This window comes from Pseudobdellovibrio sp. HCB154 (genome assembly GCF_046267985.1).
Lineage (GTDB): Bacteria > Bdellovibrionota > Bdellovibrionia > Bdellovibrionales > Bdellovibrionaceae > Pseudobdellovibrio.
Genome location: NZ_CP176530.1, coordinates 841243 through 854399 on the forward strand (window position 1 = coordinate 841243; position 13157 = coordinate 854399).

General features: G+C 40.4%; 14 protein-coding genes. 10 read left to right on the forward strand and 4 right to left on the reverse strand.

Annotated features, from left to right (window positions below):
- Positions 1-51: 51 nt before the first annotated feature.
- Entirely contained in the window at positions 52-549 is a 498-nt protein-coding gene (gene tpx / locus ACKWCF_RS04275) for a thiol peroxidase (protein ID WP_409479463.1), read from the reverse strand.
- Positions 550-635: 86 nt separating this feature from the next.
- Positions 636-1394 (reverse strand): hypothetical protein, encoded by a 759-nt coding sequence (locus ACKWCF_RS04280; RefSeq protein WP_409479464.1) that lies wholly within the window; start codon positions 1392-1394, stop codon positions 636-638.
- Between the two features lie 277 nt (positions 1395-1671).
- Between ACKWCF_RS04280 and ACKWCF_RS04285 the strand changes: the two genes are divergently transcribed.
- Positions 1672-2352 (forward strand): hypothetical protein, encoded by a 681-nt coding sequence (locus tag ACKWCF_RS04285; RefSeq protein WP_409479465.1) that lies wholly within the window; start codon positions 1672-1674, stop codon positions 2350-2352.
- 88 nt (positions 2353-2440) lie between these two features.
- On the forward strand, positions 2441-3082 hold the full coding sequence (locus ACKWCF_RS04290) for a hypothetical protein (RefSeq protein ID WP_409479466.1): 642 nt from the start codon (positions 2441-2443) through the stop codon (positions 3080-3082).
- Between the two features lie 4 nt (positions 3083-3086).
- Here the strand turns inward: ACKWCF_RS04290 and ACKWCF_RS04295 are convergent, their stop codons facing one another.
- Positions 3087-4013 (reverse strand): 1,4-dihydroxy-2-naphthoyl-CoA synthase, encoded by a 927-nt coding sequence (locus ACKWCF_RS04295; RefSeq protein WP_409479467.1) that lies wholly within the window; start codon positions 4011-4013, stop codon positions 3087-3089.
- Between the two features lie 85 nt (positions 4014-4098).
- Between ACKWCF_RS04295 and lgt the strand changes: the two genes are divergently transcribed.
- Together lgt and ACKWCF_RS04305 are read left to right on the forward strand one after the other, a co-directional pair.
- The gene (lgt, locus tag ACKWCF_RS04300) at positions 4099-5160 is read left to right on the forward strand and encodes a prolipoprotein diacylglyceryl transferase (RefSeq protein WP_409479468.1); all 1062 of its coding nucleotides are present in this window, start codon (positions 4099-4101) and stop codon (positions 5158-5160) included.
- 83 nt (positions 5161-5243) lie between these two features.
- A complete protein-coding gene (locus ACKWCF_RS04305) occupies positions 5244-6836 on the forward strand; it encodes a peptide ABC transporter substrate-binding protein (protein ID WP_409479469.1) in 1593 nt (530 codons plus the stop codon).
- 369 nt (positions 6837-7205) lie between these two features.
- On the opposite strand, the gene hisS is transcribed toward ACKWCF_RS04305, so the two are convergent.
- Positions 7206-8447: a histidine--tRNA ligase gene (hisS, locus tag ACKWCF_RS04310; RefSeq protein ID WP_409479470.1), complete on the reverse strand. Its 1242-nt coding sequence runs from the start codon at positions 8445-8447 to the stop codon at positions 7206-7208.
- Between the two features lie 31 nt (positions 8448-8478).
- Between hisS and ACKWCF_RS04315 the strand changes: the two genes are divergently transcribed.
- The 6 genes from ACKWCF_RS04315 (at position 8479) to ACKWCF_RS04340 (ending at position 13151) form a co-directional block, all read left to right on the forward strand.
- The gene (locus tag ACKWCF_RS04315) at positions 8479-8922 is read left to right on the forward strand and encodes a DUF3299 domain-containing protein (RefSeq protein ID WP_409479471.1); all 444 of its coding nucleotides are present in this window, start codon (positions 8479-8481) and stop codon (positions 8920-8922) included.
- A gap of 8 nt (positions 8923-8930) precedes the next feature.
- Positions 8931-9626, forward strand: coding sequence for an ABC transporter ATP-binding protein (locus ACKWCF_RS04320; protein ID WP_409480245.1), 696 nt, complete (start codon positions 8931-8933; stop codon positions 9624-9626).
- 2 nt (positions 9627-9628) lie between these two features.
- The gene (locus tag ACKWCF_RS04325; RefSeq protein ID WP_409479472.1) at positions 9629-10957 is read left to right on the forward strand and encodes an ABC transporter permease; all 1329 of its coding nucleotides are present in this window, start codon (positions 9629-9631) and stop codon (positions 10955-10957) included.
- Positions 10957-11433, forward strand: a complete 477-nt coding sequence (gene greB / locus ACKWCF_RS04330; protein WP_409479473.1) for a transcription elongation factor GreB — start codon at positions 10957-10959, stop codon at positions 11431-11433. The genes ACKWCF_RS04325 and greB overlap by 1 nt, the downstream gene beginning before the upstream one ends.
- A gap of 64 nt (positions 11434-11497) precedes the next feature.
- Positions 11498-12154 (forward strand): hypothetical protein, encoded by a 657-nt coding sequence (locus ACKWCF_RS04335; RefSeq protein WP_409479474.1) that lies wholly within the window; start codon positions 11498-11500, stop codon positions 12152-12154.
- Positions 12132-13151 carry a cation diffusion facilitator family transporter gene (locus tag ACKWCF_RS04340; protein ID WP_409479475.1) on the forward strand — a complete coding sequence of 340 codons (1020 nt, stop codon included), beginning with the start codon at positions 12132-12134 and terminating at the stop codon, positions 13149-13151. Before ACKWCF_RS04335 ends, ACKWCF_RS04340 begins: the two co-directional genes overlap by 23 nt.
- Positions 13152-13157 lie beyond the last annotated feature (6 nt).

Consider the following 13157-nt stretch of genomic DNA (forward strand, 5'->3'; position numbering starts at 1 on the left):
AGGGATAAGTCGCAAAACTTATCCCTTTTTGTTTTTAGAAAGAAAAAACGATTAAGCCAATGCCTTAAGAGCGGCTTCGTAGTTTGGCTCATCAACGATATCGCCAACTAATTCAGTGTGAAGAACTTTATCGTCTTCAGATAAAACCACAACCGCACGCGCGTAAAGACCCGCTAACGGAGAGTCAGTTAAAGATAAGCCCCAGTCAGTTCCGAATGAACTTTTGAAACCAGATAAGCTTTCGCAGTTTTTAATGCCTTCAGCACCACAGAAGCGTGATTGAGCAAATGGTAAATCTAAAGATACGTTTAACACCACAGTGTTTCTCATATCAGAAGCAAGTTTGTTAAATTGACGAACAGAAGCTGCACATGTGCCTGTGTCGATGCTTGGAAAAATATTTAATACTTTTCTTTTGCCAGAGTAAGTTGAATTAGTCGCTTCAGATAAATCGCTTTTAACTAATTTAGAGAAAGTTACTTTTTGACCTACCGTTGGTAAGTTACCATTTGTATTTGCTGGATTGCCTCTGAATTTTAATGAAGCCATTTTGATCTCCTGTGTAAGAGTGTTTGTAGACCTCTCATACTGGAGGAACGCGGGCTTTAGAGCTACTGTTAACGCGTTGAATATCTTTAGAAGTAGAGCTGTAACGTAACCTTAGTGCCTTCGCGGTCGATATTTGTTTCGACAGTGTTTTTAAGCGACTTCTGTTGCTCTTTAAAATACGAACCCATCACGCGTAATGATGCAAAGTCTATAAACACACCTGAGGTTTGTACGTGACCGTCGGTTTCGCCGAAATGCGCTTCGGTGACCGGAAAAAGGTGGCGGTAGTTTGTGTAGATGCCGAAATACTTGAATAAATAAAGTTGCAGCGTCCCTGCTGCAAATTGCTGGTTCAGTCGGTAGGCGCCAACGCTATCCTCGCGCGTGCGCAAACCGTAGTGAACAGTCAAGTGCGTTCCTTGCAACGTATGTCCAAATAATCTTAAATTAAACATTCCTGTTGTATCTCTGAAATGTTCTTCTGTGTTGTTCTGGTATTCTCCGGTAAGCCCCACCAATAAGGCATAGGCCGAAAGCTCTCCTTCGTAGCTTTTAAACTTAGCCGAAGTTGTCCCATCATCCGTGTTGTACTGATTCATGTTAATCCCCAACATGAATTCGTAAGGGGATGGCGTATTCAGCGATAACCACATATCCATAACCTGATTGCGGTTTTTCTGTTCCATCCAGTCATATAAATTAAAGCGTTTCGCTTCGCGGGCCGCAGAGCCGCGCGATAGTAACCAAGGTCTGCCGCCAGATCCACTTGATTCTTGGGCCTCTGCAATTTCGTTGAAAAACTGAACCAAAGTGAGAAGTGAAATTATAAATACTAGCTGTTTCATACCTCTATTTTATCACTTTCAAGGGTTGAAAACGAAAAATGCGAAAGGTGTGTCAGGATGAAACATCAAAGCGTGGCTTTTTAAGAACAGAGTGTCTTAAGCGAGGAAACCTCTCGTAAGCGTCGATTTAGCTGACTTAAAAGTGAATGGTTGCTAAACGATAGTTCTCCAATTAACAGTGAGTGTCATTTTGCTGTCAAAATTAGATTAAAGTTGATGCCTCCTAAAAAGCGCGCAAGAATTTTCGCAATTTCGTGTCGATCAGAGGGGGAAAGTCATGAAGAAACAATTATTAGCTCTATTATTAGTGAGCGCTACAGCAACAACATCTTTCGCAGCATTAAAATTTGATTCTGATGTTCCTAAGAATATTCAATCTCAAATGGTTGAAGATCTAGCGTTTATGGCGCAAATCACTGGTTCTGGCCAAACGCCATTTCATAAAGAACTTTTCACAGAGGTGTCTGGAAAAGCTTACCAACAATTTTTCGATACACGCATTTTTTCAGTAGGTGTTGATGCTTGCGGTGGTGGAGCAGCTGTAGCTTGTGTTCAACCATTCTTCGATCCGAACAAAATGTGGTTAACTGAAAACTACATCAAGTTTTCTCACCCGCAAGTAGCGCGCTCTATGGTTGTTTATCATGAAGCTCGTCACTCTGAATCTAAAAACGGAAATTGGATGCACGCAAACTGCCCACGTCCGTTTCTAGATGCTAACGGTAAAGATATGGTTTCTATCTGGACAGGTGCAAAATTAGAAGGCCAACCAGCTTGTGATTCGACGTACAAAGGATCATACGGTTCTTCGACGATCATGCTAAAAAACATCAGCAAATACTGCGCTAACTGTAACGACAAAGTTAAAATGGATGCAGACATCTATGCTATGGATCAGTTAAACCGTATTTCTAAGCCGGCTGTTAAACAGTCAATGTTAGCTGACTTTGCAAACTAAGAAGTTATTTCTAGTTTTGTTAACGGGAGCTCTGCTATGTGCAGGGCTCTTTTTTATTCTGGGCAAGAAAAAGTCTGAAACGACGACTTTGTTAAAGCCAAGCCAACTGGATTTTACCAACAGCAATCAGTTGCAAGAGCCCATGGCTGTTTCAGACAATACCCAAGCCGAAGTGTCGACAGCAGAAACTGCGAAGAACACTGAACCAGTTTCGGTCGCGACCTTATCTGAGCCCGAGAAAAAACTATGGGCTAATATAGAAGAAATTTTAAAATCTAAAAATGACAGTGATCCGCGTGTAAAAGATTTAACAAATCTAAGCGCTGATTTTCGTAAAGCTTTATCTGATAAATACAGTTCGTTAAAAATGGAAGACCGTAATGGCCGAGGCTTTTTAGTTTTTCTGGTCGCAAAAGATTTAAAGTTAGCGAGTGATCTAGAGTTCTTACAAAAAGTTTATCAAGAACAGCCATGTTTAAGTTTAGAAAATTGCAGCACGACTTCACGTGATGATAATCCTCATAATGCCGGTGTGGATCAAACAACGATGAATTATCCGCAGTTAGTTGTTCTTTATCAATTAGACAAACAATTAGAAGCTAAACCTGAGTTATTAAATGATCCAGCGATGCGTGCGGGAATTTTAGCGACCTTGAAGCAAGCTGAAGTTTTTCCAGTTCCAGTTGTTCATGATCGCGCTGAGCAAATTCGAAAAAAATATAATCTTTAAACTGTTAATAATGCCAAGGGAACTTATCAAAGTCGCGTTCGCGTTTTTGTAAGAACGCGTCTCTGCCTTCGCGGGCTTCATCAGTGCCGTAAGCTAAGCGTGTGGCTTCACCAGCAAATAGCTGTTGGCCAACTAAACCGTCATCGATCAGATTAAATCCATATTTAAGCATACGCATTGCTGTCGGTGATTTTGTATTCATCTCGGCAGCCCACTCTAACGCTACTTTTTCTAAATCAGCGTGTGGTACAACTTCATTCACCATTCCCATGTTGAAGGCTGTTTCGGCGTTGTAGTTGCGACCTAAAAAGAAAATTTCGCGGGCTTTTTTCTGACCCACTTGGCGGGCTAAGTACGCTGAACCGTAACCAGAATCAAAACTTGCCACGTCTGCATCAGTTTGTTTGAAGATCGCATGTTCTTTAGAAGCCATCGTCATATCACAAACCACGTGAAGCGAGTGACCACCTCCCACGGCCCAGCCAGGCACCACAGCCATGACAACCTTTGGCATAAAACGGATCATGCGTTGAACTTCTAAAATATGTAAGCGGCCAAGTTTTGCTTGATCAACTTTGTTCATTTCGCCAGTGCCGTTGTTGTCGTCACCTTCGAATTTGTAGCCATCTTTTCCGCGAATACGTTGATCGCCACCTGAGCAGAAAGCCCAACCGCCGTCTTTTGGCGATGGTCCGTTGCCTGTGATTAAAACAACTCCGACATCAGCTGAAATACGCGCGTGTTCTAGAGCCGTTAAGAGTTCATCGACTGTTTTTGGGCGAAATGCATTGCGTACTTCAGGGCGGTTGAACGCGATACGAACAGTGCCTTGATTTTTTGCTTTATGGTAAGTGATGTCGGTGAAGTCAAAACCTTGAACTTCATTCCATTGATTCGGGTCAAAAATATCAGAAACTTTTTTAGTGCTCATATCCACCTCGGCCTTTGCCCGAGCGACGATAGCATTGACCAACCATTGAGTCTAATGGAAGATAGCCTTATTCGAGGTTAAAACTATGGTTCATGATTTAAATCCATTTATATTTCGCATCACTGACACCTTCGGACCACGTTGGTACGGCTTTGCCTACTTACTTGGTTTTTTATGTGCTTATTTGGTTATCAGATGGCTTGTTGAAAGACAAAACTCTGATCTGCAAGGCGAAATGGTTTCTGACTTCGTCACTTACGCCGCTTTCGGAACATTAATCGGTGGACGTTTAGGTTACTGTCTTTTCTACGACCAATCTTTACTTTGGAGCTTTAGATCATCACTTCCGTTCTGGGGTGTGTTAGCGGTGAACGAAGGCGGTATGGCTTCGCACGGTGGTATCATCGGTATCATTGTCGCGTGTTTTTTATACGCTAGAAAACATCATTTAAATCCAGTTTATCTGTTAGATATCGTTTCTATCGTTGGCCCAATCGGTGTTTTTTTTGGACGTATAGCCAACTTCATCAACGGTGAGTTAGTGGGAAGAATTGCGCCGAAAGAATTTCCGTTAGGCGTGCGTTTTCCTTCTGATATTTTAAACTGGCCACAGTACGAGTACGACCGACTTCCTACTTTATCTCCGGTGGTTGAAAAATTAGGAATTAACCCAACTCGTTGGGTAGAGATCGTGAGAGACTCACAAAGCTCGGCAACTGCAAAAGATGAACTTTACAATACGCTTTACACAATCATTAATAAAATCCAAAACGGTGACCACGCTCTTCGTGATCTCATCGGGCCATTACTTGATTATCGTTATCCTTCGCAATTGTTTGCAGGGTTAAGTGAAGGTTTATTCACATTTTTAGTTTTATTTTTCTTAGCTCGTAAATCACGCCGCCCTGGTGTGATCGCGGGAAGCTTTATTATCTGTTATGCGCTTGTTCGTATTCTGAATGAAATGTTCCGCGAGCCAGATATCCAAATTGGTTACCAGCTATGGGGTTTAACTCGTGGCCAATGGTTATCTGTGGCGATGTTTATCTTTGGTGTATTTATGCTTTTCTACTGGAACAGAACACAAACGCAAACTGTTCACGGTTGGATGCGCGGAGAAAACGTAAAATTAGGATCAAGAAAATAATTTACTGGGTGCCAGGTCCTATTTCTTGTTGCGATTAGACAAGAAATAGGACCTGGCACCTTTTTTTTATCTAAGGGGTAGTCATGAAATTGTTTGTTTCGGCATTGTTAATGCCACTTTCACTGTGGGCCGCGAACTCTGATTTACAAATCGGAATTATTCAAGAGTGGGATAATATTCATCCGGTCAGTTATCAAACGGCTGCGACAGAATCGATTTTACAGTTCATGTTTCGTGATGTGGTTTACCGTGATGCCAGTGGTAAGATTTTACCTAATTTAGCAGTGAGCATTCCAAAACTTAAAAACAAACAAGCAGTGTGGACTTTAAATGACCAAGCGAAATGGTCTGATGGTACGCCGATCACGTGTGCTGATTGGCAATTAGGTTGGCAAGTAGGTTCTTCAGACTTCGTAAGTAAGACTGAAAAAAATATTTATTCTAAAATCACTAAAATTGAATGGGATGCAAAAACTCCGAAAAAATGTACAGTGACTTATGCCACTGACGAGTGGACTTTTGATCGCGATCTTCCACCAGTATTGCCAAGTCATTTAGAAAAGAAAATTTTCGACACCACCAACACTAAAGTTGGAACTTATGAACAAAGTTCAAACTACGTGAAAAATCCGACTTTAAAAGGCCTTTATTCTGGTCCATATCAAGTGGTTGAATACAAAATCGGAAGCCATATTATCTTTGAAGCCAATCCGTATTTCTTTGGTAAAAAGCCAACGCTTAAAAGAATTATACTTAAACACGTGGCTTCAACGAGCACTTTAAAAAGTTATTTAATGAGTAAAGAAATCAGCGGTATTTCTGCCGTAGGTTTTCCGCCGGATTTAGCTTTGGATTTTGCAGCTGATTCATCTTTAAAAGATTTTACGGTGCATTTTAACAATGGCCCGATCTTTCAGGGGTTATTTATTAACAATGAAGATGCGCTACTTAAGAACTTATATATTCGTGAAGCTTTAGCTTTGGCGATTAATAAAAAAGAATTAACAAAAGCTTTCTTGGGCGGAAAATTAAATCCAGCCGAAACAATTATTTCTGAAAATGATTTAGCTTTTAGTAGCAAACCTGCTGTTTACAATCCGAAAAAAGCTGAAGAGCTTTTAGAAAAAAACGGTTGGGTGAAAGACACTTCTGGCGTTAGAAAAAAAGACGGCAAACCTTTAGAAGTTGAATTTAAAACTTCTGCGGGAATTAAACTTTACGAAACTTTACAGGTCTCAATCTGTGATTATTTCAAGCGTGTGGGCGTATTGTGTAAAATCAAAAATGAACCACCACGTATTTTATTAGGTGATTCAGTGCCTAAAGGAAATTTTCAAATCGCTTTATTTGGTAATACCACATACCCAGACACTTCGCTTAAAGGTTTATATCATTCAGACGATATTCCGTCTGATAAAAACGCTTGGGCAGGGGGGAACGTTTTACGTTTTAAATCTAAAGAGATGGACCAGCTGTTAGAAAAATACGATAAAGAATGGTCACAATCTAAACGTGCGACTATTCTTAAAAAAATCGACGAAATCTTAATGTCACAAAAAGCGGTGATTCCGATTTACCACCGTCGTGAAGCTTTAGTGTTACCGAAAGCTTTATCAGGCGTTGAGCAAAGTGCCACAGGCACAGGAATGGCTAAGCCTGAAAACTGGAAGTTATAGGCGGCAGCCTAGCGACTCTTGTCCCTGTGTCGTCTGCGCACTCCTAAGGATTTTAAATCCCTTGTCCGTAGGATGCCATTGTCGCAGGACAATGGTCTTGATTGTAAATCAAGATCTAAGAACGAACGTGCAACAAGCTAGATCGCTAAATACTTCGAATGACTGTAATAATCGCGAGGATCATTAAAATTACTCTTAGGACTTCTTTAGAAATACTAAGTAATCGCCGATATTTAAAGTAAGTTACTTTTTTCATATGGCGACCTCCTTTCCGGATCCGTTAAATCCGAAAGCTGGAGATCAGATGATACAAAAAAGCTGCTAGGCTACCACCTAACAGCTTTTTCATTTTTTACGCCAAATAAATTTTTAGATTTTTAAACAGTCTTCAAAACTTGCTGGTTTTTCTTCGCCAGTTTTGAAGTCTTTGATTTTGTATTCGATTTCGCCGTTTTCTTGTTCGAATAATAAAACTGCTTTTTCAGTATTAAGTTTGTTCGCTTTTTCTAATTTCTTTTTGAAATTACCAGTCATAAATACTTCGCAGTATTTATTTTGGGCGCGAAGAGCGCTCGCGATTTTCAATCCTGAAACTAAAGCTTTATCACCTAAAGAGATAATCGCAATCGGAGTTTTCGCCGGCACTTGTAAAGCTTGGTTTAGCTCGCAAAGATCAGCTAAACGATCAACACCTGAAGCCCAGCCAACGCCTGGAGTTTTTTGTCCGCCCAGTGTTTCAACTAAGCCGTCGTATCTTCCGCCAGCTAATACGGTGCCTTGGGCGCCAAGCTCTGTGGTTACGAATTCAAAAACTGTGTGGCAGTAGTAATCTAGGCCACGCACAAGTTTTGGATTTACTTGAAATGGAATTTTTAATTCAGATAAGCCATCAGTCACAGCTTTGAAAAAAGCTTTTGATGTTTCACTTAAAAAAGCATCCATCTTCGGAGCCCCAGCGACTAATTTTTTATCGCCTTCATCTTTAGAATCTAAAATACGCATCGGATTTTTTTCTAAACGGACTTTTGAATCTTCAGACAATTGATCTTTAAGTGGAGTTAAGTATTGCACTAAAGCATCACGGTACGCTTTACGGTCTACTTGATCGCCTAACGTATTAATTTCTAAAGTCACTTTTCCGCCAAGACCTATTTCGTTTAAAATTCTCCAAGCTAAATCTAAAACTTCAACGTCAGCTTGTGGGTTTTCTAAACCTAAAACTTCAACGCCGAACTGGTAAAATTGGCGGTAGCGACCTTTTTGTGGGCGTTCATATCGAAACATCGGGCCGTAGTAGTAAAGTTTGTTTGGGTTATGTTGAGCTAAACCTTCGCTGACAAAAGCGCGTACAACTCCAGCAGTGCCTTCAGGGCGCAAAGTGATTGAGTCGCCACCACGGTCAGCAAAAGTGTAGGTTTCTTTGCTAACAGCGTCTGAGGTTTCGCCTAAAGAGCGGTGAAAAACGTCAGAAAACTCAAAAATAGGTGTTTCAATTTCTTTAAAGCCATAATTTTGAGCAGCGTTGTAAGCTTTCGCTTCAATGCTTCTGAAAGTTTTCTTTAAGGCAGGTAATAAATCTCTCGTGCCGCGCACGCTTTGGTATTTGCTCATAGATGGGTTCAAGCATATCTTAATTGCCATTATGATGAAATGGATTTTAGCAGGAATTTTTGCGTTTTCTTTAGCTGTCGGTGGTGCGTTGTACTTTATGGGTAAATCAACCGGTGGTAGTGCTACCGAAGTGGACTGGCGTGCCCTTGATCAAATGGATTATGTGAACAAGAAAGCTCCACCAGAGCTTGAGAAGTTAAATAAAACGCGAGTAAAAATCCCGGGCTTTATGGTTCCGCTTGAAGACAATCAGCGTAAGGTGACTGAATTTTTATTGGTACCAAGCCCGCAGGCTTGTATTCACGTACCGGCACCTCCACCGAATCAAATGGTGTATGTGAAAATGAAAAAAGGTGTGCCCGCCGCCGATGGACCGATCTGGGTTTACGGAGATTTTGAAATTACTTTAAAACAATCGCAATACGGTGAAGCTTCATTTGAGCTTACTGGCGATTATGTCGAACCTTATCAATAGTAGGTTACATCATGTCAGCAGTTATCCAAATTAAAGATCTGTCGTTTTCGTATAGTGCAGGCGGTAAACCTGTTTTACAAATTCCGCATTTAACGATTAATAAAAATGAAACTGTGTTTCTGTTTGGTCCCAGCGGAAGTGGTAAGACCACTCTGTTAGAAATTCTAGCGGGAGTTATCACAGGTCAAAACGGTGATGTTGAAATGCTCGGCCAAAAAACTCAAAGCATGAGCTTATCAGAGCGCGATCACTTTCGTTCTGAGCATATTGGGTATATCTTTCAGCAGTTTAATTTAATTCCGTATTTAACAGCCAAAGAAAATATTCTTTTGCCGTTTACTTTTAGTGGTAAAAAAATGGATCAAGCTTTGTATGACAAAGTTGTGACTGAGCTTGGTTTATCTGAACATATCGAAAAGCTGGCAACACAGTTATCCGTAGGACAGCAGCAGCGTGTGGCGGCCGCGCGTGCGCTTGTGGCAAAGCCAGAAATTATTTTAGCCGATGAACCAACATCAGCACTTGATTACGATCATCGCGAAAATTTCTTAAAGATTTTATTTTCTTTAGTTAGAGCTCAAGGAAGCACTTTGATTTTTGTAAGTCATGACCGTTCGATTCAAAATTTATTCGAGCGTCATTTAAACTTAGCTGATGTCAATGTTGATCTGCCTTCGGCAGACCCGAGTGCGGTGAAGGTGTAGTTATGAATTTAGTAAACTTAGCCTTTAAGTCTATTCGTCACCGTTCATTTGCTACAACGGCCACAGTTTTTTCTGTGGTGTTAAGTTTGTTGTTATTATTTTCTGTCGAGCGCGTTCGTCGTTCAGTTGAAGATAGCTTTACGCAAACGGTTTCTGGTGTTGATCTTTTAGTGGGTGCTAGAACGGGTTCATTGCAGTTAGTTCTGTTCTCGGTTTTTAATATCGGACAAGTTACGAATAATGTGTCTTACGACAGTTACGATAAAATTCATCATCACCCCGATGTTGAATGGACAATTCCTATTAGTTTAGGTGATGGGCATAAAGGTTACCGTGTTGTGGGAACAACAACGGAATTTTTCGAACATTACCAAGTTCGTTCAAATGAACATTTAAAAATTATTAATGGCTCACTTTTTACCGAACCAAATGAAGTGGTGTTAGGTGCTGAAGTGGCTGAAACACTCAAATACAAATTAGGCGATAAAATTATCGTGGCCCACGGAAGCACTTCGGGTGAATCGTTTGAAGAACATGCCGATCAGCCATTAACAGTTGTTGGAATTTTAGATACTACGGGAACAGCGGTAGACCGTTCGCTTTATGTGACGTTGGCAGCTATGGACCATATGCATGAAGATTCTCACGAAGGTGAATCGCCGGAAGAACATGCTAAACATGCTGATGATGATCATAAAGGGCATGATCGTGAAAAGCACCACGACGATGAGCACGAAGGCAAAGAGCATGATCACGAAGCACACGATCATGAACATCATCCTGAAGCGATCACATCGTTTTTTGTAAAACTAAAAAGCAAAACAAAAATTTTATCTATGCAGCGTGAAATCACAGAAAATAAAGACGAAGCGTTGTTAGCGGTAATTCCTGGTTCTGTATTGAGCGATCTTTGGAAAAGCCTTTCATCTATTGAGCTGGTGTTAAAAGTGATTTCAGCACTGGTTATGGTGGTGGGGCTTGTCGGTATGATTATCGCCTTAATGACAAGCCTAAACGAACGTCGTCGTGAGATGGCGATTTTAAGATCACTTGGTGCCGGATTTTCTCACTTAGCAAAACTTGTGTTTTTAGAAGTGTTTTTAATTTTAGGTTTATCAGTAATCACAAGTGCTGTGCTTAAAGTTTTATTAGAAATAGCGCTTGCACAATTTATAGCTAAAAAATTCGGTTTGTATTTCACGGGCCCTTGGTTTTCGGCAACTGATATCACGATGATGGTGGCAACCGTTGTTGTGGGTCTGGTGTTTGCGCTATTCCCGATTTTAGTTTTTAAAAATAAATCGTTAAAAGATGGTCTTGCGGTGAAGTAGTGGATCATTCAAAGAATTACATTACGCCAAAGGGTATTGAAAAATTAAAAGCTGAGTATCACGAGCTTTTAAATGTCGAACGCCCGAAGGTGGTTGAAGTTGTAGCGTGGGCAGCCAGTAACGGCGATCGTTCAGAAAATGCTGATTACCAGTATGGCAAACGTCGGTTACGCCAAATTGATGGCCGCCTTCACTTTTTGCAAAAGCGCATTGAAGCGGCTGAAGTGATTGATCCTAAAAGTTTAAAGTCAGATAAGGTTATTTTCGGGGCGACCGTCACTATCGAAAACGAAGACGGTGATGTATACACCTATCAAATCGTTGGTGAAGACGAGCTAGATATTAAACAAAACAAAATTTCTTGGAAGTCTCCGGTAGCGCGTGCACTACTAGGTAAAAAGCTTGATGATGAAGTGAAGATTCAAAAGCCCGCAGGCGATGAAATGGTTGTTATTACAGATATTGTTTTTGAATAATAACGATTAGCGGCAAACCCGCTATTTCATTGAGTCCCGGTGATTACGCGTTAGCATTATATATATGCGTAATCGTTCAGTTTTATATTTTGCCGGGTTTATTTTTGCGTTACTTGGCTTTCTTATGTTCGATTACACTCTTCGCAAAGATTATATCGTTAAAAAAAATCAACCGAGTACGATGGCCGCAGCAGCTGCTGAAGGTGCTCAGCCCGAAGTTTCTGATCTAGAGTTACGTACTCGTTTTTTAAATCGTTTTCAAAATTTTGCCGCCCGCATGCGAGCCATTTCTGACGAGCCTGAAGAAAGCGAAGAGTTTTTACGTGAGTTTTCACAAACGATTCAAGCAACAGATATCGTGGCTTTAGGTGAAATTTTAAAAAATACAAAAATGAAAAACAGTGAACGCACTTTAGCTTTAGAGTTAATGGTGATGAATCAGGATTTTACAAGCCACAACTTATTAAACACATTTGCACAGGATGAGTTTTTCGCGGCACAATCAAACACTGAATTTGAAATTGCTTTACGTGCGCAGGCGATTGAAGGTTTAACTCTGTTCGCCGATAAAAAACTTGTGCGTAAAAATTTAGAAAATTTAAAAGTTCGTACCAAGCATGCATTTTTGTATGATCGTGCTGAACGTGGTCTTGCGTATTTAAGCGATCAAAACTTAGCTGCTCAAATGGAATCTGCCGATGCTAAAGCTTCTAAAAGATAAAAAACACGATCATTCTCACGATGGACATGGTTGCAGCCATGACCATAAACACGATCACGATCATTATGATCATGACCATGAACACAGTCATGGCCACCATCATCATGTTGAAATCAAAAGTGAAGCTGATATTTCAAAAGCTTTTATTTTTGGCGGGCTTTTAAATTTAGTCTTTGTTATTTTTGAATTTACTGTAGGTATTGTTACAGGTTCAGTTTCGTTAGTGGCTGATGCGGTTCACAATTTTTCAGACGTTGTGACGCTATTTTTATCTTGGGTGGGTTTTCGCTTAAATCAGTCAAAGCCATCAGGCCAATACACTTACGGCTTTAAAAAAATGTCATTAGTGATTACGTTTTTTAACTCGATCACTTTGATCTTAAGCTTATTTTATATTTTATATGAGGCTTATCAACGTTTTGTGGCCCCACAAGCCGTGCCTGAAGATAAAATCATTCTGGTTGCGGGTCTGGGTATTGCTGTGAATTTCTTTTCAGCTTTCTTATTCAGAAAAAACCAAAGCGATGTGAACGTAAAAGGCGCTTACCTTCATTTGATGATGGATGCCTTTATTTCATTAGGCGTTGTTATTGCCGGCGTGGGTATTAAATTTACCGGCTGGACAATCATCGATCCGATTGCAGCTTGTTTAATCGTAGTCTTTATTGCTAAAGGTGCTATTTCGTTGTTACGCGAATCTTTTGTGTTGTTAGTGGGTGGTGTTCCTTTAGCAATTGATTCACAAAAGGTGCGCAAAGAGATTCTTTCGTGCCCTGAAGTCTCTGAAATTCATGATCTTCATATCTGGTCGATCAGTTCGTCAGAAGTGGCCTTAACGGCGCATATTAAAATGAAAGAGCAGAAACATCCAGGTGATCTGTTTTTAAGAAATCTAAATCAAATGCTGTGTGCAAAATTTGATATCAGCCATGTCACAATTCAAATTGAGATCGGCGATTCAGCTGATGCATCCTGCGCTTTAGATAATAAGTGTTAAAATAAA

Excerpts from the sequence above, each read along its gene's own strand:
- hisS (WP_409479470.1), bottom strand. The coding sequence starts at position 8,447 with ATGAGCAAATACCAAAGCGTGCGCGGCACGAGAGATTTATTACCTGCC.
- tpx (WP_409479463.1), bottom strand. The coding sequence starts at position 549 with ATGGCTTCATTAAAATTCAGAGGCAATCCAGCAAATACAAATGGTAAC.
- ACKWCF_RS04280 (WP_409479464.1), bottom strand. The coding sequence starts at position 1,394 with ATGAAACAGCTAGTATTTATAATTTCACTTCTCACTTTGGTTCAGTTT.
- ACKWCF_RS04295 (WP_409479467.1), bottom strand. The coding sequence starts at position 4,013 with ATGAGCACTAAAAAAGTTTCTGATATTTTTGACCCGAATCAATGGAAT.
- lgt (WP_409479468.1), top strand. The coding sequence starts at position 4,099 with ATGGTTCATGATTTAAATCCATTTATATTTCGCATCACTGACACCTTC.
- ACKWCF_RS04335 (WP_409479474.1), top strand. The coding sequence starts at position 11,498 with ATGCGTAATCGTTCAGTTTTATATTTTGCCGGGTTTATTTTTGCGTTA.
- ACKWCF_RS04315 (WP_409479471.1), top strand. The coding sequence starts at position 8,479 with ATGATGAAATGGATTTTAGCAGGAATTTTTGCGTTTTCTTTAGCTGTC.
- ACKWCF_RS04305 (WP_409479469.1), top strand. The coding sequence starts at position 5,244 with ATGAAATTGTTTGTTTCGGCATTGTTAATGCCACTTTCACTGTGGGCC.
- ACKWCF_RS04285 (WP_409479465.1), top strand. The coding sequence starts at position 1,672 with ATGAAGAAACAATTATTAGCTCTATTATTAGTGAGCGCTACAGCAACA.
- ACKWCF_RS04325 (WP_409479472.1), top strand. The coding sequence starts at position 9,629 with ATGAATTTAGTAAACTTAGCCTTTAAGTCTATTCGTCACCGTTCATTT.
- ACKWCF_RS04340 (WP_409479475.1), top strand. The coding sequence starts at position 12,132 with ATGCTAAAGCTTCTAAAAGATAAAAAACACGATCATTCTCACGATGGA.